This is a genomic window from Pandoraea pnomenusa (assembly GCF_040391475.1).
GTDB classification, from domain to species: Bacteria; Pseudomonadota; Gammaproteobacteria; order Burkholderiales; family Burkholderiaceae; genus Pandoraea; species Pandoraea pnomenusa_C.
Genome location: NZ_JBEBXS010000001.1, coordinates 138,030 through 162,120, shown reverse-complemented (window position 1 = coordinate 162,120; position 24,091 = coordinate 138,030). Strand labels below are relative to the sequence as shown.

Here is a 24,091-nt window from a genome sequence, read left to right as displayed (position 1 = left end):
GCGGCGTGCCCCGGGGCACGCCTGCCGGTTTCGTGAGCTGAAGTCTGCACGCGGCCGTAGTACGATGCCCGCGGATGTGTCCCTCGACACACACCTCAGGAGACTGCATGGTTCTGCCACCGGCGCACCCGACGCCGCCCGGCACGCGTAACGACGGCATCGATCTGTTGCGCGGCCTTTCCATTCTGTTCGTGGTCGTTCATCACCTCGCCCTCAAATTCCGTTTGCCGCTCGGCCCCAGCCTGCTGGGCGACGTATTGCCGGCGCGCGTCGTCAAGGGGTTGAGCTTCAACGGCTACGAAGCCGTATTCGTCTTCTTCGTGATATCGGGCTTTGTCATTACCCGCCGGTCGCTGGAACGCTACGGTTCGCTGGACACGTTCCGGTGGCGCAATTTCTACGCGATGCGCGCCGTGCGCATCTTTCCGTTGCTATTGCTGCTGCTCGCGATACTGGCCGTCATGCACTGGCTCGCGGTACCCGGTTTCATCATCAACAAACCCGGCCAGTCGCTCGGCGGGGCGCTGGCGTCGGCACTCACCATGACGCTGAACTGGTATGAGGGCCGCACCAACTGGCTGCCCGGCGCTTGGGATGTGCTCTGGTCGCTATCCATCGAAGAGTGTTTCTATCTGGCGTTCCCGTTGTTTTGCCTGATGCTCCGCGGACCGGTGCGCGTGGTGGCGCTGCTGGCACTGGCGCTCTCATTGCCCTGGACGCGGGCAGCGCTGGCAGGCAACGAAATCTGGCAGGAGAAGGCTTATCTGCCGGGCATGGCGGCGATCGCGTGGGGCGTACTGACCGCGCTGGCAGTGCAGCGTGTGACGCTGCCGCGCCGCATCGCTCGCGTAGCTGGGGCGCTGGGCGTGGCCGGTCTGGTCGCCGTGGTTTTCTTCGGCGACGTGATGTGGCGGCTGCTGCACGATCACCTGATGCTGTTGCTCTGCGTGAGCGCGGCGCTCTGGCTCGCGGCGGCGCATGGTTCGTCGCGCACGGTGCCGCGCGCCTTGAACTGGCTCACGCAGATGGGCCGATGGAGTTACGAGATCTATCTGAGCCACATGTTCGTGGTGCTGGCGGTCACCCCCGCCTATCTCGCACTCGCGGGCGGTGACATGCGCTGGACCTTCCTCGTCTATGTGCCGGTGCTGGTCGTCTGCACACTACTCGGCGGGGCGCTGCATCGCCACGTCAGTGGCCCGGCGGCGCGGCGGCTGACGCGCCGTCGCATGGCGCCGACGACCGCCGAAGTCGTGTGAGACGGCCGCCATCCTGAGCGCAGGACGGCGCACCGTGCAGGCGCGCTTCGGGCGCCGTCAGCGTGCACGACGTTGGGTATGTTCCCGAAAGTGGTCGCTTTAACGGGTGCGGGTACGCGTATTGGGGACTTTCCCGGCATATATCGGTTTGTAGCACCGTAGACTGCGTCGCTTCCGATTTGTCTTTCAAGCGATGTCTTTCTGTTCTCCTTCAACGGGGCGGCGGCGCGCGGTATCGGACATTGGCGGGCACGGTCTGTGGGGTCTGACCGGGCGACGTCGTTCCGGCCTGTGGGCCGCGTGGGTCTGGCTATGTTTGACCGTTCCGTTGTCCGGGTTGGCGGCGGCGGGCGAGAGGGGCGAGAGGGACGAGAGGGACGATACGTTGCACTTGCATCCACGCCTGATCGCACCGCACCCGCTTGGCCTGTCCGCCCGACCTCCGAAACCCGAGTACGTTTTAGCCCTCGCGCGCGCGACCGTCACTCGGTCCGTGTGCGGCATTGTCACGTCACAGTCCACCATGTCAGCTTCGACCCCTGTCGAATCCTGGCGTGGCGCGGGCCGCTTCGGGGGGGCGAGGCTGTTCTCGTCGATGACGGCGGCGCGCGCAGCGCAGCGTGTGGTGATGCCGGTGGACAACGCGCGTGTCACGTCGCCCTTTGGTGCGCGCCGTCATCCGGTGAAGCGCGTTTCGCACGTTCATACCGGCATCGATCTCGCCGCACCCATCGGCACGCCGGTACGCGCGGCTGCCCAGGGCGTAGTCAAGGTCATCGGCTTCGAGCGTCGAGGATTTGGACGCTACATCGTGCTCTCCCACCGATACGGCAGCGAGACGGTCTACGCACACCTGTCTGCGACAGCCCGGAGTCTGCGCGTTGGCAAGGCCGTCCGTGCGGGCGATGTGATCGGCGCGGTTGGCAAGTCGGGCATGGTGACCGGTGCGCACTTGCACTTCGAGTTGCGGCGCGGCGGCGAACCGGTTGACCCCGGCCCGTTGCTGCGGCGCGCCGCGCTTGCCGCCACGAACGAAGCGACGGGCGACACGCATGTAGCGAGCGCGCCGAACACCCACGACTGCGAGAGCGCGGAGAGCGCTGTCGCACCGGGGCATCTGCATGGCGGCAGCGCGGCCGCGACACACTGGCAATACGCTCCCCTCTGAGTTTTCCGCACGGCTGCACCGACCGGGAATAATTCCTGACCTGACGCGGTAATACGAGTAACGGCGCTACCGAAAACCGTCGCCCCGACGGCCCGGGCCAGCGCACGTCTCACTCGTAATGCGTGGAGGTCTGCCATGAGCCGGAAAACGACACGTCCCCCGAGCGCCGACGCTGGCGTCGACGCCTTCCCCGGGCAAGTCCTTGATGCGCCTTCGATGTCCCGTCGCCGTGCGATGGCCTGTCTCGCGTGGGCCGGCGCCGGCATCCTGTGGACGCTCGATGGCGGTGTGCCGCGCGGTACCTCCATCGTCAATGCGATGGGCACGTCCGCTGCCGCAGCGGAGATGCCCGCCGCATCGGGTGTGCTGTCGTTCGTGCAGATCAGCGACAGTCACATCGGTTTCAACAAGGCACCCAACCCCGATCCGGCCGCCACGTTGCAATCGGCCATCGAACGCATTCGCACCGCCTCGCAGCGCCCTGCATTCATGCTGCACACGGGGGACGTCAGCCATCTTTCCCGCGCGGAAGAATTCGACACGGCGCAGCAGATCGTGAACGGGGCGCGGCTGGACACGCACTACGTGCCCGGAGAGCACGACGTGATCGGCGACGACGGTCGTGCGTTCTTCGCTCGCTTCTCGCCCCGATCGCAAGGCACCGGTTGGTACAGCTTCGACGATCACGGCGTGCACTTCGTCGCGCTGGTCAACGTGCTCAACCTCAAGGCCGGCGGCATGGGCTATCTCGGTGACACGCAACTGGCATGGCTCGCGGCCGATCTCAAAGGGCGTTCGGCCAGCACACCGCTGGTCGTCTTCACCCACATGCCGCTGTGGTCGGTGTATCCGGCGTGGGGCTGGGGGACCGACGACGGCGAGCGGGCGCTGGCCTTGCTCCGGCCCTTCGGCTCGGTCACGGTGCTCAACGGCCACATCCACCAGGTCTTGCAGAAGGTGGAGGGCAATGTCCGGTTGCAAACGGCGATGTCGACGGCCTTCCCGCAGCCCGCGCCGGGCGACGGTCCTGGGCCGGGGCCGCTGAAGGTCGATGCGTCGCAACTGCGCCAGACGCTCGGCATCCGTCGCGTCGACTTCACGACGCTCGACGGCGCGCCGATGCTTGGCGATACCACGCTGGCGTCCTGACGCCACCGTCTTCCGGAGCGCTCTCATGAACCCGCTTGTCCTCATTGCGCGCGGCATGTCGCGACGCGCCATCCTGGGTGGTCTTGCATTGGCCACTGCCAGCCTCGTCCTGTTCACGGTGTCGGTGTCCGCGCGTGCCGGGGACCCCGACACCGTTCACATCGATAACTTCACCTTTTCTCCGGCGACACTCACCGTCCGGGCGGGCACGCGTGTGACGTGGGTCAATCGCGACGACGAGCCGCACACGGTCACGAGCTCGGGCAATCCACGCACCTTCGCGTCGGGGGCGCTCGACACCGATGGCACGTTCGCCTTCACGTTCGACAAGCCGGGAACCTACGCGTACTACTGCGCGATTCATCCGCACATGACCGGCGTGATCGTCGTGAAATGAGCGCGCGCGGTCGCTACTGCGGCAGATGTGATTCAATGGGCGCAGTGACGTTGCGGCGGCAACGTCCGGCCGACTCATCGCGGGCAGCGGCGCTGCCCGTTCTCGGGAGATCCCGGTGACCGACACTGACAAACCCGGCGCACAGGCGCCGGGGCGGTTCGAAGCACTGGCACTGCCGCATCTCGATGCGGCATACAACCTGGCGCGCTGGCTGTCGGGCAGCGCGAGCGACGCCGACGACATCGTGCAGGAAGCTTACCTGCGCGCGTTGCGGTTCTTCGACGGCTTCCGTGGCGAGAATGCGCGCGCGTGGCTGCTCGCCATTGTGCGCAACACATGGCTCACGGAGTGGCGCCGCCGCTCCGACGCGGCCGACGGCACGCCATTCGACGAAGCGGCGCACGGTTTGCACGACGACGCGCGCCTGCCCGGGTGGGACGACGCGTTGGCAGGCGACCCGGAGCGATTGGCCGTGCGACGCGACGAGGGGGCGCTGGTGCGTGAAGCCCTGGCGACGTTGCCGGTCGTGTTTCGCGAGGTGTTGGTGTTACGGGAGATGGAAGACTTGAGTTACCGCGAGATCGAGACGATTGTCGGGGTGCCTGCCGGCACGGTGATGTCGCGTCTGGCGCGCGGCCGACGCATGCTGGCCGATGCCGTACGCGTCGCGCAGGAGGCTCGCCGCGCGAGCGCGGCGGCCGGCGCATCGGCACAGGTCACGCGGCTTGCACGGTCGAACGGCTTGTCGTCCGACGGCACCACGCGGGGAGGGCGCGATGAATAAACCGAACGATCCCAACGATCCCAACGATCCCCACGACATGACGCGCGGCGAAGGCCCGGAAGCAGGGGCTGTCCCGGGCGACGTCACCACGCTGGGCAAACTGCTGCGCGACGGTTCGATGCGTCATGACGCGCCGGCGTCGCTGCGCGAACGGTTGCGCGACGAGCTCGCACGCGCGGAGCGCCAGAGCGAAAAGCCGTCTCCCGAAGTGTCGGCGCCGGGAAAGCCGTCAACCGAGGCCAAGCCACGGACGCCACCGGCCAGGCCTGCGCGCAATGCCGAACCTGCCGAAGCGGCGTGGGGGCCGAGCCTTGCGCCATGGCTGTTCGGCGGCGCGGGCGGCGCGCTGCTGGGCGGGCTGGCAGTGGCGATGGCGTTGCTTGTGGGGCGTCCGTCGACGCCCTCGCAAGCCCCGGAGGCGGAGGTCTCATCGGGCGTGCAGGCGACGGAGATCGTGTCGAGTCATGTGCGCGCGTTACTGTCGCAGCATCCGATCGACGTGATCTCGACCGATCAACACACCGTCAAGCCGTGGTTCAACGGGCGCATCGACTATGCGCCACCCGTGGTCGATTTGTCGGCCAAGGGCTTTCCGCTCGCAGGCGGGCGCCTGGACTACATCGGTGGTCGCACGGTGGCAGTGCTCGTCTACCGGACGGACAAGCATCCCATCGACGTCTACGTCTTTCCTGCGCGCGACAAGACGGCCGCCGCGCCGACGCTGTCCGGTGCCGACGGCTACGCCATCGCGCGCTGGCGGCGCGGTGGCATGACCTACTGGGCGATCACGGACGCGGAACCGTCGCACCTGCGCGTATTCGTAGAGGCAATGCAGGCGGCGACCTGATATCGTGCGGACATACCCGACCGCTTTCTGGAGTCATCCATGTCGCACGCTTCATCGTCTTCCGCCCCGGGCACGCCCGTGAATCCGGCATGGCAGGCGGCGCAGTACGTCAAGTTCGAAGACGAGCGCACGCGTCCGGTGCGCGATCTCGTCGCCGCCATCCCGAACCTGCCCGCGCGGGCGGCCCAACGCGTCGCGGACATTGGCTGTGGCCCCGGCAATTCGACGGAAGTCCTTGCTGCGCGCTATGCGCAGGCCGATGTGCTCGGACTGGACAGTTCGCAGGACATGATCGACGCTGCCCGCCAGCGTCTGCCGCAGTTCCGGTTCGATGTCGCGGACATCGCCACCTGGCAGGATGGGCCGTTCGACGTGATTCTCGCCAACGCCGTGCTGCAATGGCTGCCGGAGCACGAAACGCTGTATCCGCGACTGGTGGCGTGTCTCGCCGCTGGCGGCTCGCTGGCCGTACAGACACCGGACAACCTCGATGAACCCGCCCATCGTCTGATGCGCGAAGTGGCGTCCGATGCGCGATGGGCCGACAAGCTCAAAGGGGTCGAGCGCACGGCGCGTCACGGTGCCGCCTTCTACTACCCGCTGCTGCGCGAGACATGCTCGCGCGTCGATATCTGGCGCACCATCTATTACCACCCGCTCGCGGGCGGCGCATCGGCCGTCGTGGAGTGGTTCAAGGGCAGCGCGTTGCGCCCGTTTCTGGCGAAGCTCGACGACGCCGAGCGCGAGGCATTTCTCGCGCGCTACACCGACGAGATCGCCAAGGCCTATCCGGCGTTGGCAGACGGCACGGTGCTGCTGCCGTTTCCACGGCTCTTCGTGGTGGCCACGCGCTGATCGGAGCAGGGGGCCGCACGGCGGCTGTGCGAGACATGGCAGCGAGTGCGGTAACGCTGACCACGAGGGGCGAACCGCGTGCCTCGTGCATGCGGGCAGCCGTTTGCCGCCCGGTGTAAAGTAGCGGCCATGACCGCCGTGCGCTCACCCCTTCAGCCGTTCCGCAACGCTCCCCTGTATTGGCGCTCGTCGCTCGTACCGGAGGGCGACATGGTGACGGCCGAATACAACGACCATACCTTCGCGCCCCACTGGCACGACGCGTACACGTTCGCCTGCATCATCGAAGGGGCCGAGCGATACGCCTATCGCGGCGGCGAGCACGTGGCCGACGCCGGGTCGGTGGCGATCATCCACCCGGGCGAGGTGCACACGGGCGCGCGCGAGACGGATTTCGGCTGGCGTTATCGCGTTTTCTACCTCCCGGTCGGATTCGTGCAGGGCGTGCAGCGCCAGTTGACGAGTCCGCTGGCCGGACTGGCGGCGCCGGACGATGCGCTGCCATGGTTCGGCGAGAATGTCGTGCGCGACGCACAGGCGATGCAGCGTCTGGTCGCGGCGCATCGTCTGCTCCAGACCGGTGCCGATCCCCTGGTGGCCGAGAGTGCGCTGATCGATGCCGTCTCGATGATGCTGATCCGGCATGCGCAGGCGCGCGTGCCCGACATGCCGGTGCATCGCGACGCGGTGCGTGTCGAGACCATGAAGGCACGCTTGTCTGCCGACCTTACCGAATCCATGTCGCTCACGTCGCTGGCCGAGGCGGTGGATTTGTCGCCCTTCCATGCCGCGCGTCTGTTTTCGCGCGAGACGGGGCTCGCACCACACGCCTGGCGCAATCAGCTGCGTGTGGCGCGCGCCTTGCCGGCACTGCGCGCCGGGGCGTCGGCGACCGATGTCGCGCTGGCGCAGGGCTTCAACGACCTGTCGCACTTCACTCGCTACTTCCGGCGCGCGTTCGGCGTGTCGCCCGGGAAGTGGCGTGCTGGACCGCAGGCATAAGTTCGTCGGTGGGGGTATCGGGCGTGGTGACCGCGCCGTGCACCCACGTCAGAAAGTCCCGCAACGGTTTTGACTTGTCGGCGTCGCGCGGCACGAGCGTGACGTAGGTCGGTCCGTCGACCTCGATATCCGGAAACGGCATGACGAGGCGGCCGGCCGCCAGTTCGCGGCTCAACGTCGGCAGACAGCCGATCCCCACGCCCAACCCGTCGATCACGGCTTGCAAGCTCACGTGATAATGGTCGAAGCGATGGAATCGCACGGGGCGCAGCGCGGGCACGCCGGCGGCACTCAGCCAGTCTTCCCATGCGCCCACGCGCGTTTGCGTTGCGATGAACGTGTGCTTCGCGAGATCTTTCAACCGTCGCACAGGGAGTGCGCGCAATAGTGCGGGGGCCGCAACGACCGTCGCGCGCTCGGTGAACAGTACCGACTTCTCATACGGCTGCCATTCCGGGCGTGGTGGCGGATCGCGGCGGATCGCCACGTCGAACCCGCCCCGGAACGCCGGGTCGGCGCTGCTCGACGTGGTGACCACGATCTGCACATCCGGATGTGTGGCGTGGAAAGCCGGCAGACGGGCAATGAGCCAGTGCATCGCGAGCGTCGTCTGGGCGTTCACACGCACGACGCGCGTCTGCGGCGCCTTGCCGAAACGCAGTGCGGCGTCGCCGATGAGATCGAACGCCGCGCTGATCTCGGCGGCAAACGCACGAGCGTGATCCGTAGCGACGTTGCGCTGCCCCTGCCGGACGAACAGTGTCTGCCCGAGCCAGTCTTCCAGCAAGGCGATCTGACGGCTCACCGCCCCGTGCGTGATCGACAGTTCCTGCGCGGCGGCGCTCAGACTCTGCGCGCGTGCCGCCGTCTCGAATACCCGCAGCGCATGCAGCGGGGGGAGTTCACGACGCGACATCCTGTCCTCTCATCAACGATTGACTCCGCAATTGTGACTTTTTATCACAGAAGCCCGGCCAATTTGTCGATGGTGTGAGAGAACGTCATGCATTATTGTCGCGTTCATGGCTCGCGCGGCATTCGTCTGTTGCGGGGAGACGGTAACCGACGAGGCGGGAATGTTGGCAGAACTATTGGCGGACCATGCATTGGGAATGGCGATGATCGCCGTTGTGGGCACGGCAGCGGGGGTGGTGAGCGGCGTGGTCGGCACCGGGTCGTCGATGATGCTGTTACCCGTGCTCGTCTACACCTACGGGCCGAAGCAGGCAGTGCCGATCATGGCCGTCGCGGCCATTGTCGGCAACGTCTCCAAGGTCCTCGCGTGGTGGCGCGACATCGACTGGCGTGCCGTGCTGGCCTATTCGCTGCCAGGGGCACCGGCAGCCGCACTCGGCGCGCGCACGCTGTGGAGCCTGCCGGGCACGGTGGTGGATATCGCGCTCGGCCTGTTCTTCGTGGCCATGGTGCCGGTGCGGCACTACCTGCGTCGCCGCCAATGGCGACTGTCCGCGTGGCAGTTGGCGGGCGTCGGTGCGGTCGTCGGATTTCTGACCGGTATCGTGCTGTCGACGGGCCCGCTCAGTGTGCCCGCGTTCGCGGCATACGGCTTGTCCGGCGGCGCCTTCCTCGGCGCGGAATCGGCGAGTTCCGTCCTGATCTACGTCGCCAAGGTGCTCATGTTTTCGGGCCTCGGCGCGTTGCCGCCCGAGTCCTGGGCCAATGGCCTGATCGTCGGCATGACGCTGATGTTCGGCACCTTTCTCGGCAAGCGATTCGTGCTTGGGCTGGCCCCGGGGGTGTTCCAGCGCTTGCTCGACGCCATGCTCGTCATCTCGGGCGGTGTAATGCTTAGTGCCGCGTGGCGTTGAGCGTCGAAGCCGGAACGACGCACATACCCGCCGCCCATTCCGCCAGCAATACGGCGACAATGACGTGCGGATTTCCCGCCGGAGCCCGAAACCATGCTGACGGTTCACCACCTGAACAACTCACGCTCGCAGCGCGTGCTGTGGCTGCTTGAAGAACTTGGCGTACCGTACGAGCTGCGCTGCTACGAGCGCGACCCGAAGACGATGCTCGCGCCCCCGGCGTTGCAGCACGTGCATCCGCTGGGCAAGTCGCCGGTGGTGACCGACGATGCGCTTACGCTGGCCGAGTCGGGCGCGATCATCGAGTATCTCGTTCATCGCTACGGGCAGGGCCGACTGGTGCCGCCACGCGATACGCCGGAGCGGTTGCGCTGGACGTACTGGCTGCATTATGCCGAGGGCTCTGCCATGCCACCCTTGCTGCTCAAGCTCGTGGCGCTGCGAATTGCGAAAGCGCCAATGCCGTTCTTCGCACGGCCGATTGCCCGCAAGATCAGCGAGACGCTGCAATCGAGCTTCGTCGATCCGCAGCTGAAGCTGCATTTCGATTACGTCAACGATGCGTTGTCGGAGACTGGCTGGTTTGTCGGCGACAGTTTCAGTGCCGCCGACATCCAGATGAGCTTTCCGCTCGAAGCGGCTGCGGCGCGGGCGGGCGGGCAGGGACGCTGGCCCGCCATCACCGATTTCCTGCAGCGCATTCACGCTCGCGATGCCTACCAACGTGCACTCGCACGCGGCGGACCTTACGCGCTTCCAGGGTGAGACTGCCGCACTGACAGGCGGCCGTGCGCCTTTTTAGCGCACGTCGACCTGTCTGGCACATGGCATCAGTGTTGTGCCACGAGCGCATTCAGCACGACCGAGAGCGGCGTCGTACCGCGTCGTGGCTTACCTTCGAACGACATCCAGCCCCCGTTGAAGCCGTCGAGCATCTGCATGCGTGGCACCGGATGTTGCATGCCTTGTGCGCGAAAGCGCGCCTCCCACTCCAGTCGAGGCACGACGACCGGACTCACGCCACGACCCAGTGCGTTGCCGAGTTCGCGGGCGAGGATCTCCGGCGAGATGGCTTGCGGACCGCATAATTCCACCACGCGCTTTCCTTCCCACGACTCACGCAGTAACTGGGCGGCCGTGGCGCCCACGTCTGCGGTGGCCACCATCGGGATGGCCCGTTCGAGCGGCGACAGATAACTCTCCAGTCGGCCGTCAGTGCGCGCGCGTGCCACGTCCCAGGCTGCGTTCTCCATGAACCATGCCGCGCGCAGAAAGGCGACGGGCAGCGGAAGCGCGCTCAAGTGCTGTTCCAGAAGCGACAGTTGCGAGAGCAGGCTGGGCTGCACGGCGTGCGCGCCCACCGTCGACAGGCAGACGACACGTGCTGGTCGCGCCGCTTGCAGTGCCTTCACGATTGCCGCGATGATCGCGCGGGATTCCGGAAACCCCGGCGCGGGATCGAAGTTCGGCGGCAACAGGATGAACACACCCTCCGTGTTGTCGAAGGCGTGGGCAAGGGCGTCCGCATCGGCCATGTCGGCCACCGTCACCTCACAGCCGCGTGCCGCCCATGCGCTGCCTTTCGCCGCGTTGCGCACCACTGCGCGCACGGCGTCTCCACGGTCCAGTAGCGTTTGCGCGACAACACTGCCTACCTGGCCGGTAATTCCTGTAATGGCGTACATTCCGAATCCTCGAACGGTCGCGGTCCACACCGCGCTCGTCGCCATTGTCGGTAGCGCCACGACATTTCGCGATAACATGAATGACATTTGATTGATGCCGTTTTGGCATGTGATGCGAAGCGAGGCGGAGCAACAGGATGCGTGGATTCGACGTGCGAATGCTGGGCGGGATGAGCGTGTTTGTGGCCATCGTGGAGGCGGGCAGCTTCGCGGCGGCGGGCGAGCGTCTGGATATGTCGCAGCCGGGCGTGAGCCGGGCGGTGGCACGGCTGGAACAGCGGCTGGGTATCCGCTTGTTCGACCGGACGACTCGCGTGGTCTCGCTCACGGACGAAGGGCGGCGCTTCTACGCGCAGGTCACGCCATTGCTGGCCGGACTTGAAGATGCCGCCTCGGCTGCGTCGGACGGTGCGACGACGGTGCGCGGCCGCCTGCGCGTGAATCTCGATCCGTTCTTCTCTCGGCTGATCCTTGGTCCGAAGCTGGAGGCCTTTCTGGCACGGCATCCGCTGCTGCACCTGGAGTTGATTACGCGAGACAGTCTGGGGGACATGATCGCCGATGGATTCGATCTGGCCGTGCGCTTCGGCGTGCCGCCGGACTCGACGCTCGTGGCCCGGAAATTGCTCGAAACGCCGATCCTGACAGTGGCCGCGCCGTCGTATCTGAAGCGCTGTGGGCGTCCCCTGCGCCCCGAGGAATTGTCGGGCGGCACGCATACCTGCATCGAATTTCGCGACCCGCTGACAGGGCGTCCGTTTCCCTGGGAGTTTCATCGTAAGCGCAAGCACCTCGTCGTGCCGACGCACGGGCGTCTTGTCGTCAACGACGCGGGTACGTTGCTCAGCGCCTGTCTGGCCGGATACGGCATTGCGCAAGTGATGGCCTTCGGCACCGAAAGCTGGCGCGAAAGTGGTGAATTGGTGGTGTTGTTCCCCGACTGGCCGGACGAACGATTTCCGTTGTATGCCTATCACCCGTCGCGCCATCATCCGCCTGCCAAGACCCATGCGTTTCTCGACTTCGTCACTGCATTGACGTCGCAGAGCGCGTCATCATGACGCAGCCGTCGCACCGCTGGCTCGCTCGCGGCACAGGAGCTGCAATTTACTTAAAGCGGTGCATCATTTCGGGCAGGCGTTTCCACCAGTGAAACACGGGCCTGAGCCTTGCCTGACTAGGCCTTCAGGGTATTCCATAGGTTTTCGGGAATCGGCTCAAGTTTCGCCGAAAGCATTCGTTAAGTCTTCTCAGAAGGACTTCAACGACACGCGGGACGAACCGCTCAACGCGCCAGGCAATGTTCAAGAATCTGAGTATCAGCAAACGGCTGACCGCCGCCTTTTCCATCAATGTCGTCATGCTGATGGTCGTTGCAATCGTCGCCGTGACCAAGATGTCCACGATGGACGCCAACACCCAGCTCATCGTTTCGGACCTGAACAACAAGATTCTCGAATTCCATAACCTGAAGGATCGCGCGGCATACGTCGCCGTGATCCTGCGCGACATCGTGATGTCGGCAGACCCCTCGCAGATCGACGCGCGTCTGGCCAAGATCGACGAACTGAAGGCGGCTAACGACAAGACCATCGCCGGCATGGCCACGATGTTCTACACGGAAAAGGGTAAGGCGCTATATAGCTCGCTGACCGAAGCCAGCGTGGAGTACGGCAAGCAACTCCAGACCCTCAAGTCGCATGTGCAGAGCGGCGACTTCGCGCAGGCCAAGGCGGATCTGATGGGGCCGATGCAGAAGGTGCAGCTCGCCTACTTCTCGCCGCTCGACGACCTGATGGGCGTGGGCAAGGCCGTCAGTGCCAAGGAAGCGGCCGATGCGAACGCAGCGTATGCGTCGGCACGGATCTGGCTGCTCGTGACGCTGCTGGCGTCCGTTACCCTGTCCGTCGTCTCCGGGCTGGCTATCGTGCGCTCCGTGACGCGCCCGGTCCGGGCCGCAGCCGAAGGCGCCGCCGCCCTTGCGCGCGGCGATCTGACGCACCGCGTGCATGCCGAACGCGCCGACGAAATCGGCCAGATGGCCAATGCGCTCGACACGGCCATCGGCCAGTTGAGCGGTCTGGTACGCAACATCCAGAGCGCATCGGGTGCCATCGACAATGCGGCGCGCGAGATCGCACAGGGCAACACGGATCTGTCGCAACGCACGGAAGAGCAGGCGGCCTCGCTCGAAGAGACCGCCGCGTCCATGGAAGAGTTGACGTCGACCGTCCGGCAGAACGTGGAGCACGCGATGCAGGCACGCCGTCTGTCGCAGGAAGCGTCGGGCGTAGCCGACGCCGGCGCGCAGAGTGTGCGGGCCGTCATCGAAACGATGCAATCGATGGCGAACGCCTCGGCCCGCATGAGCGAGATGATCGCGGCCATCGAGGGCATTGCGTTCCAGACCAATATTCTTGCGCTCAACGCGGCGGTGGAAGCGGCGCGTGCGGGCGAACAGGGGCGCGGCTTTGCCGTGGTGGCGGGCGAGGTGCGCACGTTGGCACAGCGCTCGGCAGGCACTGCCAAGGACATTCGCGAACTGATCGCGGCGTCGGTCCAGCAAGTGGAAGACGGTACCTCGCGGGTCGAAGTGGCTGGTCGCACGATGGATCAGATCGTGGTCTCGGTGCGCCGCGTGAACGAACTCATCGCCGAAATTGCGGCGGCCAGCGACGAACAGGCGCGAGGCATCGAACAGGTCAATCAGGCGGTGACCCAGATGGACCACGTCACGCAGCAGAACGCCGCGCTGGTCGAACAGGCCGCTGCCGCTGCCGAGCATATGCGTCAGCAGGCTGCCGACCTAGTCGACGAAGCGTCGAAATTCCGCGTGGACGGCGACGCCGGCCAGCATCAGCCTGTCGTGCGCGCGGCACCGGTACTTGCGGCATCGTCGAGCGGCACGCCGCGTCTCGAACACCGCGCCGCAGCTTGACCGCAGTCTGAGCGCAGGCTGACCGTAGTCTGGCATTACGCGCTGCATTCGTGCGGCGCATTCCGTTATCCAACCGCGCGCCGCCGAGGACATCCGGCGGCGTTGGCTTATCTCACCGAACGCCGCCGAGCATGTCAGGCGGCGTTGGCCGCACCCTTCGCACCGAAGGCGGCATCGATCGCGGCGACCGCCTCCACCAACTGTTGTGCCAAGGCGGGTGACGCACTCGTCATCGGCGCACGCAACACGTCCTCCAGCAACCCCTCCCGTGCCAGCCAGGCCTTGACCGGGCCGGGGTTCGCGTCGGCAAAGAGCAATTTGATCATCGGCATGACGGCGTGAAACAGCACGCGGGCGACATCGAGTTGCTGCGCCTTGACTGCGCGATACAGCGCCGCGAAGTGGGCCGGTCGGCAATGCGACGACGCGATGATGGCACCGTGCCCCCCCATGACGAGGGTCGAGAGCAATTGATGGTCCTCACCGGCGAGCACGGACAAACGTCCATCGGCGATCAGTGCCTGCGTTGTGAGGGCGTTGCCGCCGCAATCCTTGACACCGCAGATATTGCCGTGACCCGCGAGCGTCAGCAGTGTGTCGAGGGTGAGCGTGGTCCCCGTGCGATACGGAATGTCATACAGGACCAATGGCACCCGGGACCGCTCGGCGAGCGTCTGGAACCAGTCGATCAACCCCGCCTGCGACGGCCGGATGTAATACGGCGCGGGTGCGAGCACGCCCGCCAACGGCAGTGCATTGAAGGCGTCCAGGCGCGCGAGCGTGTGACCGAGATGATTGCCCGCGAGGCCGGCGATGACCGGCAGATTGCCCGCTTCGCCGAGCACGGTATCGAGCACGGCCATCTGCTCGTCGTCGTCCAGCGCGGCGGCTTCTCCGGTCGTGCCGCAGATCACCAGACCCGCAATGCCCGAGTGACGATATTGGGCCACGAGACGTCGCAGCGCGGCGTGATCGACCGGTGTGCCGACGCCGTCGCGGCGAAACGGTGTGACCAGCGGCAGCCAGATGCCGTGGAAGGTTGACGAGGCATTCGACGAGGAATGGGGTTGCGCGATCTGCATGGGTGTCTCCCTGGACGATACGATACGTGGGCACGAACGAGTAGTGACCTGTACGGAAACCGTTCAGCGGGGCGACGTGACAACCAGAACGTGCGGGAACTACGAGGCAGATCGGCCGGGTGGTGCAAGAGGGCGCAAGGCGCGGGCGGGACTGCCGGGTCCACGTGGCTATTCCGTCGCTCAACTGACGGAACAGCACGCTCCGGTCAGTTGAGCGACTGTTTTTTGCTTTTGACGAACGCACCTCGCTGTCCCATCGGGACAACGCGCAAGGCTTGCGAGCGGGCGGTGCTGGAATTCGTCATCGGGGCACTGTATCCGTTTTGTGCGGGATACGTCAAGCGCGTGCACGGCGATCGTGTGGCGCGAGGAGATGCATCGCCATTGGGCCACCGGTGCCGTCACGTCGATTGAAATTGTGTAGTCGATGCGCCGAGCGCATAGGAAGTTTCGATGAAGGCCGGCCGAACGGCTTCGCAAATGACGTAGTCGAACGGGGAAGCGCATCGAGTGGGCGTCGAATGGCAATGGCATCAGCTTCGAACGCCCAGATCCATACCGGGAGGGCTGCATGCAATCGCGATACCGATTACGGCATTCACGCACGCGTAAGACATGTCTGACAGACATCACGAGGCGCACGCTGACAGGGGTACTGATGAGCGCTGCGCTATTCGGCAGTGCACTGGCGAGCGCGCAGGAATTGCCCAAGGGCGTGCCTGCGCAAGACGGCGGTACGGATCAGGCCGGCCTCGGCGCGGGGCAGGAGGTCACGCAGGCCAAACCTGCGATCGTGCGCACGGCGCAGCCGACAGCCGGACCGGACGTCGAGTTCGTCGACAAGGCACAGAAGGCGGGCAAGACGGAGGTACAGGCCAGCCAATTGGCGCTTCAGCACTCGAACCACCCGGCGGTCAAGCGTTTCGCGCAACAGATGGTCACCGATCACAGCAAGGCGAACGAAGCGCTGCGCCAACTGGCGGCGAAGAAGGGGGTGAGCGTCCCCAACGATGCGGCGGTCGATCCCGATGTCGAAGCGCTCAAGCGCAAGAAGGGACGCGAGTTGGATGTTGCCTACATGGCGCTTGCGGGACCGGATGCCCACGAGCAGGCGCTCGCGTTATTCCAGGCCGAAGCCGAGAAGGGGCAGGACCCCGATTTGCGCGCTTTTGCGCGCGAGACCTTGCCAACGTTGCGTCACCACCTGAGTGAGGCGCGCGAAGTGTCCGCCAAGGTCGAGATGGGGAAATGAGTGCGCAGCGCGACTCCCCCCGACGCGCCGGCTGCGCAACCGTTGCTGTGTGAGGGCCGCAATTGCTGGCGTATCGCGCCGGCCGCGCGCATGCGAATGCTCGTCGACGGCGAGGCGTATTTCAGCGCACTGCGTGAAGCGCTTCGCTCGGCGCGCCACACCGTCTTCATTCTCGGCTGGGACATCGACAGCCGAATGCAGCTCACGCCCAAGGGCCCCGACGACGGGCTGCCTTCGGGGCTGCGCGATTTTCTCGACGCGCTCGTTCGTCGCCGCAAGGGACTCCACATCTACGGATTGAGTTGGGACTTCGCGATGCTCTACGCGCTGGAGCGCGAGTGGCTGCCGTCGGTCAAGCTCGACTGGCGCACGCATCGCCGTTTGTGCTTCCGACTCGACGGCAAGCATCCGAGCGGCGCGTCGCATCACCAGAAGGTGGTGGTCATCGATCATCGGCTTGCGTTCGTGGGCGGGCTGGATCTCACGCGCTGTCGCTGGGACACGCCGCAGCATGCGCCCGACGAACCGGGGCGACGCGATCCGTCGGGGCACGAGTACCCGCCATTTCACGACGTCCACGCGATGGTCGACGGCGAAGCCGCGCATGCGCTTGCGGCGTTGGCCGAGGCGCGCTGGCATCGGGCTACCGGCATTCACGTCGATTTGCGTCTGCGCGACGCACGCGATGCCCCGTACGCGCCACTCGATCCGTGGCCCGCGTCCATCGCGCCCGACCTGACCGACGTCGACGTCGGCATCTCGCGCACGGCACCCGCGTTCGACGGTCGCCCGGCGGTACAGGAAATCCAGTCGCTCTATCTCGACGCCATCGCCAGCGCGCGGCACCGGCTCTATTTCGAGAACCAGTACTTCACGGCCAGTCCGATCGGCGACGCGCTTACCGCGCGGCTGTCGATGCCGGCTTGCCCCGACATTGCCGTGGTGTCGCGTCGGGCGGAGTCGGGCTGGTTGCAGGAGCAGAGCATGGGCGTGTTGCGTGCGCGCCTGTACCGGCGTCTGCGCGAAGCCGATCCGAAGCGACGCTTTCGCCTGTATTGCCCGGAGGTGCCCGGCATAGCGCCCGCCTGCGTGAATGTCCACAGCAAGGTGATGGTCGTCGACGACGCGCTGCTGGTCATCGGCTCCGCCAACCTCAACAACCGGTCGATGGCGCTCGATACGGAATGCAATCTCGCCATCGCGGCCAACGGCGACGCGCGCATCGCGGCGGGCATCGCGAGGGCGCGCAATCGCTTGATGGCAGAGCACCTCGACTTGACCGAGTCGGCTGTATCGGACGCGTTCTCGCGTGACAAGGGGTTGCACGGTGCCATCGACGCATTGCATCGCGACGGCGGGAGAACGCTCGAGGCGTTCACGCCCGAACTGCGCGAGGCCGACGACGCCGCGTCGCCGGGCTCGGTGGTGCTCGATCCGATGGAGCCCATCGACTTCGAGAACGTCATGGGGACGTTCATCGCCACCGAGGCCCGGCCGCGCCTGATCGGGCGGATTGCGTCGCTCGTGGTGCTGCTCCTGGTGCTGGCGAGTCTCGCCCTCGCGTGGCGCTATACGCCGCTGCGCGAATGGGCCGACGTACGGCGCGTGCTCGGCATGGTCGAGCGAATCCACCACATGTCGATGGCGCCGCTCGTCATGATGGGCGTTTATCTCGGCGGCGCGCTCATCATGTTGCCGGTGACGGTGCTGATCGTGGTGACGGTCATTGTCTTCGGGCCGTTCATGGGGGCGGCCTACGCGCTGCTGGGCACGGTGCTCGGCACGATGGCCGGCTACGGCGTGGGCCGTGTCGCGGGGCGCGACGCCGTACGACGGTTCGGCGGCCACCATCTGAACAAGTTGAGTCAGCAGATCGGCAATCACGGATTGCTCGCGATGATCGTGCTACGCCTGATGCCGCTTGCGCCGTTCACGTTGGTCAATCTGGTGGTCGGGGCCTCGCGTATCCGGTTGCGCGATTGCCTGCTCGGCACCGTGATCGGCATGTCTCCGGGCATTCTCGTGGCGGCCGCGCTGGTCGATCGTATTGCCGCGGTGGCACAACGACCGAGCGGCGCCACGGCCGCGTTGCTGGCTGCCGTGCTGGTGCTGCCGGGGATGGGCATCGTGCTGCTCAAGCGGCGCATTGGCGGCAAGACACAGCGGCGCGCGCAAGGAGGGACGAGGCACGCACAGGACAGTGTCGACTCGCGCCCCGAAGCCGTGAGCCGCGAACTGACGGTCGCCAGCTATAACGTGCACGGCGGTGTGGGAGCGGACGGGCTGCATGCACCGGAGCGCGTTGCGCGTGTGCTGGACGAAATCGACGCCGATATCGTGGCGTTGCAGGAAGTCGAAGCGAATGCGACGGGTGTCGGTATGCTTGCGCAATTGGCCGAGGCGCGGGGCATGCACGTGATTCCGGGGCCGACGCTCACGCGCGCCGGCGTCGACTTCGGCAATGCCATCGTCACGCGTTTCGCACCGGTCACGGTACGTCACATCGACTTGAGCGTGACCGGCCGGGAACCGCGCGGCGCCATCGACGCCACCCTCATGTGGCACGACACGCACGGGCGCGAGATGCAACTGCGCGTGATTGCCACACACCTGGGGCTGCGCCCGGGCGAGCGCCGTGAGCAGGTGCGTCGTCTCCTGGAATGTCTGGCGAATCAGCCGCGTACGGCGACGGTGCTGCTGGGCGACGTGAATGAATGGTTTCTGTGGGGCCGCCCACTGCGCTGGCTGCATCGCTACTTCGAGCGCGCGCCACATGTGGCGACGTTCCCGTCGCGCTGGCCATTACTGGCGCTCGACCGCATCTGGACGTCGCCGCGAGCGCACTTGGGGGCGGTGTGGCGTCATGCGTCGCCGCTTGCCCGGCGCGCGTCGGACCACTTGCCGCTGGTGGCGGCGCTGCGCACGACCGCACCGCTGCGTGGCCTGCCGCCGGTGATCGAACCGATACGTGCCACGCACGACATTTCACAGGACGATGCCGCCGCAACGACAGCCGACGACACATCGGCCTGAAGCAGCGTGGCGCGGCGCGAATGTCGGGGCGTCAGTCGGCGACCGCGCGTTCGAGTGCGGCGATGTCGATCTTGCGCATGGTCATCATCGACTCCATGGCGCGGCGCGCTTGCGTCACGTCGGTGCTGGTGATGAGATCGAGCAGACGCTGCGGCGTGATTTGCCATGAAAAGCCCCAGCGATCCTTGCACCAGCCGCAGGCGGATTCCGCACCGCCGTTGTTCACGATGGCATTCCAGTAGCGATCGGTTTCTTCCTGCGTTTGTGTAAGCACCATGAAACTGATGGCTTCGTTCGGCTTGAATTCCGGGCCGCCGTTCAGGCCGACGAACGGCCGGCCGAGCACGGTGAACTCGACGGTCAATTCCTTGCCGGCGCCCACGCCGAGAATTGGCGAAGGGTGGCCTGCTTCAACGCTGCTGTCAGGGAATGTCGCAGCGTAGAACTCTGCCGCATCGCGGGCATCACCATTGAACCAAACACACGTGACGAGCTTCGTCATGACGGTCTCCTGTCGTGTGCCACTCGCGAGAGCGGCAGATGCGGCATGCCGGCGCGGCTATACCGGTTGGTTGCGGAAGTCCGGGAATGCACTCGCGCTGCCCGAGTACAGCGGCAGTGCGACGCGCGAATACGCCGCTGCGAGCTGGAATGCGCTCAGATCGTCGAGCGTATTGGCCACGATCTGCATGCCCATCGGCAAATTGCCCGGACCGATGCCGACAGGTGCGGATACGACCGGATACAGGCCAAGCAGGTTCCACACCCATGTCATCGCAAACTTCAGCCCGGTGACGCGCTCGTTGCCGAGTTTCGCGGTGTCGGTATCGGGGTGCAGGCCATGTTCTGCCGGAATGAGCGGCGTGCCCACCGTCGGCATGACCAGCGCCCGATACCCTTTGAGGAACACCGCCTCCTGAACCCGGCGCTGATACTCGTTGAGCAGTTCCTCCGTGCGTACGAGCGCGTCCGGCCCGGCCTTGCCCTGCATGCGTTCGAAGACCGAGCGGGTGTACGGCATCAACTGATCCGGATGTTTCATCGCCTCGGACATCATGCCTCCCATGCTAGTCGACATCAGTCCGACCAGATAGGTCTCCATGTCGTTGGCATCGAAGCCCACGTCCACCGTCTCCACGCTGACCCCGGCGCGTCGCAGCGCGGCGATGGCCTTTGTCATGGCCGCGTTCACCGCGGGGTCGAGCGGGGTAAGCCGTGGCATCGGGTCGTAGGCGACCTTCCAGCCGGAGACGGACTCGAAGCGCGCGGGATAGCGCAGCCTTGGGCGCAGCGAGCTATGGATCAGGGGGTGGGGGCCGACCATCGCGTCGGTGAGCAGGGTCAGGTCGTCGAACGTGCGCGCCATCGGCCCCTCGGCCTCATAAGGCACCTCGCTTGTCGGCACGCGGCCGAAGGGCGGCTTGAAGCCGTAGAGTCCGCACTGGGACGCCGGAATCCGGATCGATCCGCCCATGTCCGAGCCGAGCGCGAGCGTGGTGAAACCGGCGGCGAGTGCCGCGCCCGACCCGCCTGACGAGCCACCCGGGGTGTAGGCCAGGTTCCAGGGGTTGCGCGTAATCCCCCAGAGCTTCGTGGCCGTGGTCATCCACACGTAGAACTCGGGCACCGTGGTCTGGATATGGAAGATGGCGCCCGCTGCGCGCAGCCGTTCGGCTACCGGCCCGTCCGCTTCGGCGGGCGGCGCGTCCTTGAGCAAGGTGGCGCCCATCGTGGTGCGCCAGCCATTGACCGCGTACTCGTCCTTGACGGCGACCGTGAGCCCTTCGAGCGGTCGGGGGGCGCCGCGACGGTAGCGCGCCGCCGATTCACGCGCTGCGGCGCGCGCGTCTTCGAAATGTCTGACCGTGATGCAGTTGACTTCGGCGTCGTGTGCCTCGATGCGGCGAATCTGCGCTTCGAGCACGTCGACCGGCGAAAGCGTGCCGCGACGGAAGTGCGCGATCAGCTCGGTGGCACTGAGATATGCCGGGCCCGGGTCGACGTTCGCGGCACGGACCTGCCACGGAGAACCGGCCATGAGCGCAGAGCCTGCAATCTGTCCGGAGACACGAAGAAAATCGCGACGGTCGACCATGAATCGTTCTCCTGAGTATCAGGTATTGGAATTCAACGCAGTCACTGATGCAATGACTATATCGCAATGCGATGCGGCGGTTGAGCTTCGTTTTCTTCGTATTCCAACGCAAGCTTCGGGAGGATGGAAATGTTGGAAGGAAAATGCATGTTTTCCCGGGTAATTTCGCGAAATTATTGGCCGGGTGCCGCCGTGGCGCGCTCGCCACGCGAGGGCAATCTTTGTGATTGCCAATTTGAATCGCGCAAGTGACAATCCCCGACAACACCCGGCGGTGCAACCAGCGGTCGGGGAGGATCCGAGGGTAAATCCACGGAATTTGTGAGCGAAACGGGCCGGGGTGGCAGGCAGTCCATCGTTGGAATGTTCACATACCGGAATGAAATCGGTATGCGGGGGAGCGAGCGCGTCGTGTCTGTTCGAAACGCATGGAATTCGTAACAAAAGACGTACTGGCGAGCTGCATGGAGCTGCTGCTGGACGCCGTATTTCTCGTTGATCGCACTGGCACACTGGTCTATGTGAGCCCGGCCTGCGCTGCCATTTTCGGCTACTCACCCGAGGAGCTGATGGGGCGCTCGATGATCGATTTCGTCGCGAAGGAAGATCGCGAGCGAACGATCGAGGAGTCCAAACGGGTGATGGCCGGCATTCCCCGAATCGGATTCGAGAATCGCTACATTCACAAGGACGGGCATTACGTCCACATCATGTGGTCCGCCCGCTGGTCCGAAGCCCACGGACTGCGCATCGGCGTGGCCCGCGACATTTCTGCCAGGAAGCAGGCCGAAGCCCTGCAACGTGCCACCTACTCGATCTCCGAAGCCGCGCACGACGCGGCCGATATCCGCACCCTTTGCCGGGCCGTGCACGACACGCTGGCCACCCTGTTTCCCATCGATGGCATGGTAGTCGCGACCTGTGACATGAACGCCGCGACGTGGGAAAAGGCGTATCAGTACCGCGAGAGCGCCGATGTCGTGTTGGTCGACTGGGCGCAGGCACAAGCCATTTCGACACAAGCCACGCAGCAGCGACGTGCGCAGTGGTGTCTCGTCGCCGCCGAATCGGGGGCTGTCAACGCGACGGCGGGGTCCGTGCCGCCTATCGAGGCGCTCTTGCCCGACGAGAATGCCGGGCACGGCAAGCCCGTGCTGGTGGTGCTTCCCATGCAAACGGCTCGGCGCGTGGTGGGCTCGCTGATGATCTACGGCCCCGCCGGTGCTTTACAGGACGACGCGGCGCAGCGCCTGCTGGCCTTCGTATGCGACCAGACGGCACTGGCCATCGAGCGCAAGCAACTCATCGACGAGCTTTATCACGCCGCGAGATTCGACGAACTGACGGGCTTGCCCAACCGACGAACCTTCGGCGAGTTTGCGAGCGAGGCGGTCCGGCAGGCTCGGCGTACCAACGGGAAGCTGGCCTTGCTGTTCGCCGACATCGATGGCTTCAAGGGGGTCAACGACAGTCTCGGTCATGCCGTCGGCGATCAGTTGCTGCGCGAAATCGGCCAGCGCATGAAGGCCGGGGTCACCGAGGGCGGGTTCGTTGCGCGACATTCCGGCGACGAGTTTGTCGCCATCGTTCAGGATGTAGAGGTCGTGGAGCGCATCGACTTCGCGGTGACGCGTTTGCGTGCCGAGATCGAGCAGGCCATTCCGGTCAACGACGCGGACGTCAATGTGCGCGTGAGCGTGGGGGTGGCGGTCTTCCCCGACGACGGCGAGTCGATGAGCGAGCTCATTCGCGTGGCCGACCAGCGTATGTACGTCAACAAGTCCGAGCGCAAAGGCGGCGCCGTGGATTTCCTCCAGCGCCTGAAGTGACCGCCTGCGGGCTCAACCCAGCGTTTGCGTTGGCCAGACCATCTCGATTTCCACGGCGATCGAACGGGCGAGACCGTCGAGGTCGGGGAACAGCGACGCGTTCGTGACGTTCATCCGGTAGAGCCACTTCATGGCGTCGGCGCGCAACGCGGCCGGCAGCACGATCTTGCGCAGCAGCGGCTCGTCGCTCTCATACCCGTCGAGAATGCGGTGCAGCGGCCGGTCGATGACCCCCGGTACCACGAACGTCCCGGACTGGGCGATCAAACGACCGTCCATTTCCTCCGGCTCGCCGAACCAGACCACTTCGTTGTCGTTGCCAAGAAAGTACTTCGCCATGTTGCCCTTCACGCGTGGATCGATGGTGTCGCGGGTGAGCCAGGGGGCGTGGCGCGGCCGGGCGCGGTCGTCGTACAGCGCGGGCGTGTTGAGCGCGAAGATGGCGGAATCGCTCGTGGCGCGTTCCAGCGCAAAGAAGGCGGCAACGAATGGCGACTTCGTGAAATCGAGTAGCCGCGTGGGCGCGCCGTGGTGCTGCATCAGGCCCAGGCAACGCAGGTCGTCGCGCAGCAGATCCGGCCAGGGCACGTGATTGTGCGCCTTGCGCCGGAAGATGCGAATGGCGCGCGCTTCGCGGCTGCGCCACTGTTCCTTGTCCGATACGAAGGCGTGGAGATAGCGCGAGAGCGAACTCTGCAAGTGCCAGCGTGCGTCCTGTTGCCCGCGAAAGGCCCATCCTTCGAAGCGGGAGGACAACTCCATGAAATCCTTCCAGCTTTCGACGACGGTGGTGTCCATAGTGGGCGCAATCCTTGAGGCGGCACGAAGGCCTTGTCAGCCGCCGCCGTGCCATTTTTTGTGAGGATGCCAACGCACCGCAAGCGATG

At 65.6% G+C, this 24,091-nt stretch carries 21 protein-coding genes; 15 read left to right on the top strand and 6 right to left on the bottom strand.

What is annotated here, in order from left to right; translation table 11 throughout:
* Positions 1-107: 107 nt before the first annotated feature.
* From ABWO90_RS00685 to ABWO90_RS00650, 8 genes are all read left to right on the top strand, one after another.
* Complete coding sequence (locus ABWO90_RS00685) at positions 108-1,259, top strand: acyltransferase family protein (protein WP_353189274.1); 1,152 nt, start codon at positions 108-110, stop codon at positions 1,257-1,259.
* A 523-nt stretch (positions 1,260-1,782) separates the two neighbouring features.
* A complete protein-coding gene (locus tag ABWO90_RS00680; RefSeq protein WP_353189273.1) occupies positions 1,783-2,427 on the top strand; it encodes a M23 family metallopeptidase in 645 nt (214 codons plus the stop codon).
* A 216-nt stretch (positions 2,428-2,643) separates the two neighbouring features.
* Positions 2,644-3,576 (top strand): metallophosphoesterase family protein, encoded by a 933-nt coding sequence (locus ABWO90_RS00675; protein ID WP_353189272.1) that lies wholly within the window; start codon positions 2,644-2,646, stop codon positions 3,574-3,576.
* Positions 3,577-3,601: 25 nt separating this feature from the next.
* The gene (locus ABWO90_RS00670; RefSeq protein ID WP_353189271.1) at positions 3,602-3,973 is read left to right on the top strand and encodes a cupredoxin domain-containing protein; all 372 of its coding nucleotides are present in this window, start codon (positions 3,602-3,604) and stop codon (positions 3,971-3,973) included.
* Positions 3,974-4,088: 115 nt separating this feature from the next.
* On the top strand, positions 4,089-4,757 hold the full coding sequence (locus tag ABWO90_RS00665) for an RNA polymerase sigma factor (RefSeq protein WP_353189270.1): 669 nt from the start codon (positions 4,089-4,091) through the stop codon (positions 4,755-4,757).
* Positions 4,750-5,604 (top strand): anti-sigma factor family protein, encoded by an 855-nt coding sequence (locus ABWO90_RS00660; protein WP_353189269.1) that lies wholly within the window; start codon positions 4,750-4,752, stop codon positions 5,602-5,604. The genes ABWO90_RS00665 and ABWO90_RS00660 overlap by 8 nt, the downstream gene beginning before the upstream one ends.
* 39 nt (positions 5,605-5,643) lie before the next feature.
* On the top strand, positions 5,644-6,459 hold the full coding sequence (gene tam / locus ABWO90_RS00655; RefSeq protein ID WP_353189268.1) for a trans-aconitate 2-methyltransferase: 816 nt from the start codon (positions 5,644-5,646) through the stop codon (positions 6,457-6,459).
* A 129-nt stretch (positions 6,460-6,588) separates the two neighbouring features.
* Entirely contained in the window at positions 6,589-7,461 is an 873-nt protein-coding gene (locus ABWO90_RS00650; protein WP_353189267.1) for a helix-turn-helix transcriptional regulator, read from the top strand.
* On the opposite strand, the gene ABWO90_RS00645 is transcribed toward ABWO90_RS00650, so the two are convergent.
* Positions 7,394-8,377 (bottom strand): LysR substrate-binding domain-containing protein, encoded by a 984-nt coding sequence (locus ABWO90_RS00645; protein ID WP_353189266.1) that lies wholly within the window; start codon positions 8,375-8,377, stop codon positions 7,394-7,396. The two genes, ABWO90_RS00650 and ABWO90_RS00645, sit on opposite strands and share 68 nt — an antisense overlap.
* Before the next feature lie 160 nt (positions 8,378-8,537).
* Between ABWO90_RS00645 and ABWO90_RS00640 the strand changes: the two genes are divergently transcribed.
* Positions 8,538-9,290, top strand: coding sequence for a TSUP family transporter (locus ABWO90_RS00640; RefSeq protein WP_353189265.1), 753 nt, complete (start codon positions 8,538-8,540; stop codon positions 9,288-9,290).
* A gap of 93 nt (positions 9,291-9,383) precedes the next feature.
* Positions 9,384-10,055 carry a glutathione S-transferase gene (locus ABWO90_RS00635; RefSeq protein WP_353189264.1) on the top strand — a complete coding sequence of 224 codons (672 nt, stop codon included), beginning with the start codon at positions 9,384-9,386 and terminating at the stop codon, positions 10,053-10,055.
* Positions 10,056-10,120: 65 nt separating this feature from the next.
* Here ABWO90_RS00635 and ABWO90_RS00630 read toward each other — a convergent pair whose 3' ends face one another.
* Positions 10,121-10,975: an NAD(P)H-binding protein gene (locus ABWO90_RS00630; RefSeq protein WP_353189263.1), complete on the bottom strand. Its 855-nt coding sequence runs from the start codon at positions 10,973-10,975 to the stop codon at positions 10,121-10,123.
* A 137-nt stretch (positions 10,976-11,112) separates the two neighbouring features.
* Between ABWO90_RS00630 and ABWO90_RS00625 the strand changes: the two genes are divergently transcribed.
* Together ABWO90_RS00625 and ABWO90_RS00620 are read left to right on the top strand one after the other, a co-directional pair.
* Positions 11,113-12,036 carry a LysR family transcriptional regulator gene (locus tag ABWO90_RS00625; RefSeq protein ID WP_353189262.1) on the top strand — a complete coding sequence of 308 codons (924 nt, stop codon included), beginning with the start codon at positions 11,113-11,115 and terminating at the stop codon, positions 12,034-12,036.
* Positions 12,037-12,275: 239 nt separating this feature from the next.
* Positions 12,276-13,913 carry a methyl-accepting chemotaxis protein gene (locus ABWO90_RS00620; protein ID WP_353189261.1) on the top strand — a complete coding sequence of 546 codons (1,638 nt, stop codon included), beginning with the start codon at positions 12,276-12,278 and terminating at the stop codon, positions 13,911-13,913.
* A 134-nt stretch (positions 13,914-14,047) separates the two neighbouring features.
* Here the strand turns inward: ABWO90_RS00620 and dapA are convergent, their stop codons facing one another.
* On the bottom strand, positions 14,048-14,995 hold the full coding sequence (gene dapA / locus ABWO90_RS00615) for a 4-hydroxy-tetrahydrodipicolinate synthase (protein WP_353189260.1): 948 nt from the start codon (positions 14,993-14,995) through the stop codon (positions 14,048-14,050).
* A gap of 658 nt (positions 14,996-15,653) precedes the next feature.
* Between dapA and ABWO90_RS00610 the strand changes: the two genes are divergently transcribed.
* Together ABWO90_RS00610 and ABWO90_RS00605 are read left to right on the top strand one after the other, a co-directional pair.
* Positions 15,654-16,247, top strand: coding sequence for a DUF4142 domain-containing protein (locus ABWO90_RS00610; protein ID WP_353189259.1), 594 nt, complete (start codon positions 15,654-15,656; stop codon positions 16,245-16,247).
* A 90-nt stretch (positions 16,248-16,337) separates the two neighbouring features.
* Positions 16,338-19,280 (top strand): VTT domain-containing protein, encoded by a 2,943-nt coding sequence (locus ABWO90_RS00605; protein WP_353189258.1) that lies wholly within the window; start codon positions 16,338-16,340, stop codon positions 19,278-19,280.
* 31 nt (positions 19,281-19,311) lie between these two features.
* Here the strand turns inward: ABWO90_RS00605 and ABWO90_RS00600 are convergent, their stop codons facing one another.
* Complete coding sequence (locus ABWO90_RS00600) at positions 19,312-19,782, bottom strand: VOC family protein (RefSeq protein ID WP_353189257.1); 471 nt, start codon at positions 19,780-19,782, stop codon at positions 19,312-19,314.
* 57 nt (positions 19,783-19,839) lie between these two features.
* Complete coding sequence (locus ABWO90_RS00595; RefSeq protein ID WP_353189256.1) at positions 19,840-21,375, bottom strand: amidase; 1,536 nt, start codon at positions 21,373-21,375, stop codon at positions 19,840-19,842.
* Between the two features lie 428 nt (positions 21,376-21,803).
* On the opposite strand from ABWO90_RS00595, the gene ABWO90_RS00590 reads away from it, so the two are divergent.
* A complete protein-coding gene (locus ABWO90_RS00590; RefSeq protein ID WP_353189255.1) occupies positions 21,804-23,204 on the top strand; it encodes a diguanylate cyclase domain-containing protein in 1,401 nt (466 codons plus the stop codon).
* Positions 23,205-23,216: 12 nt separating this feature from the next.
* Here ABWO90_RS00590 and ABWO90_RS00585 read toward each other — a convergent pair whose 3' ends face one another.
* A complete protein-coding gene (locus ABWO90_RS00585; RefSeq protein WP_353189254.1) occupies positions 23,217-24,002 on the bottom strand; it encodes an FRG domain-containing protein in 786 nt (261 codons plus the stop codon).
* Positions 24,003-24,091 lie beyond the last annotated feature (89 nt).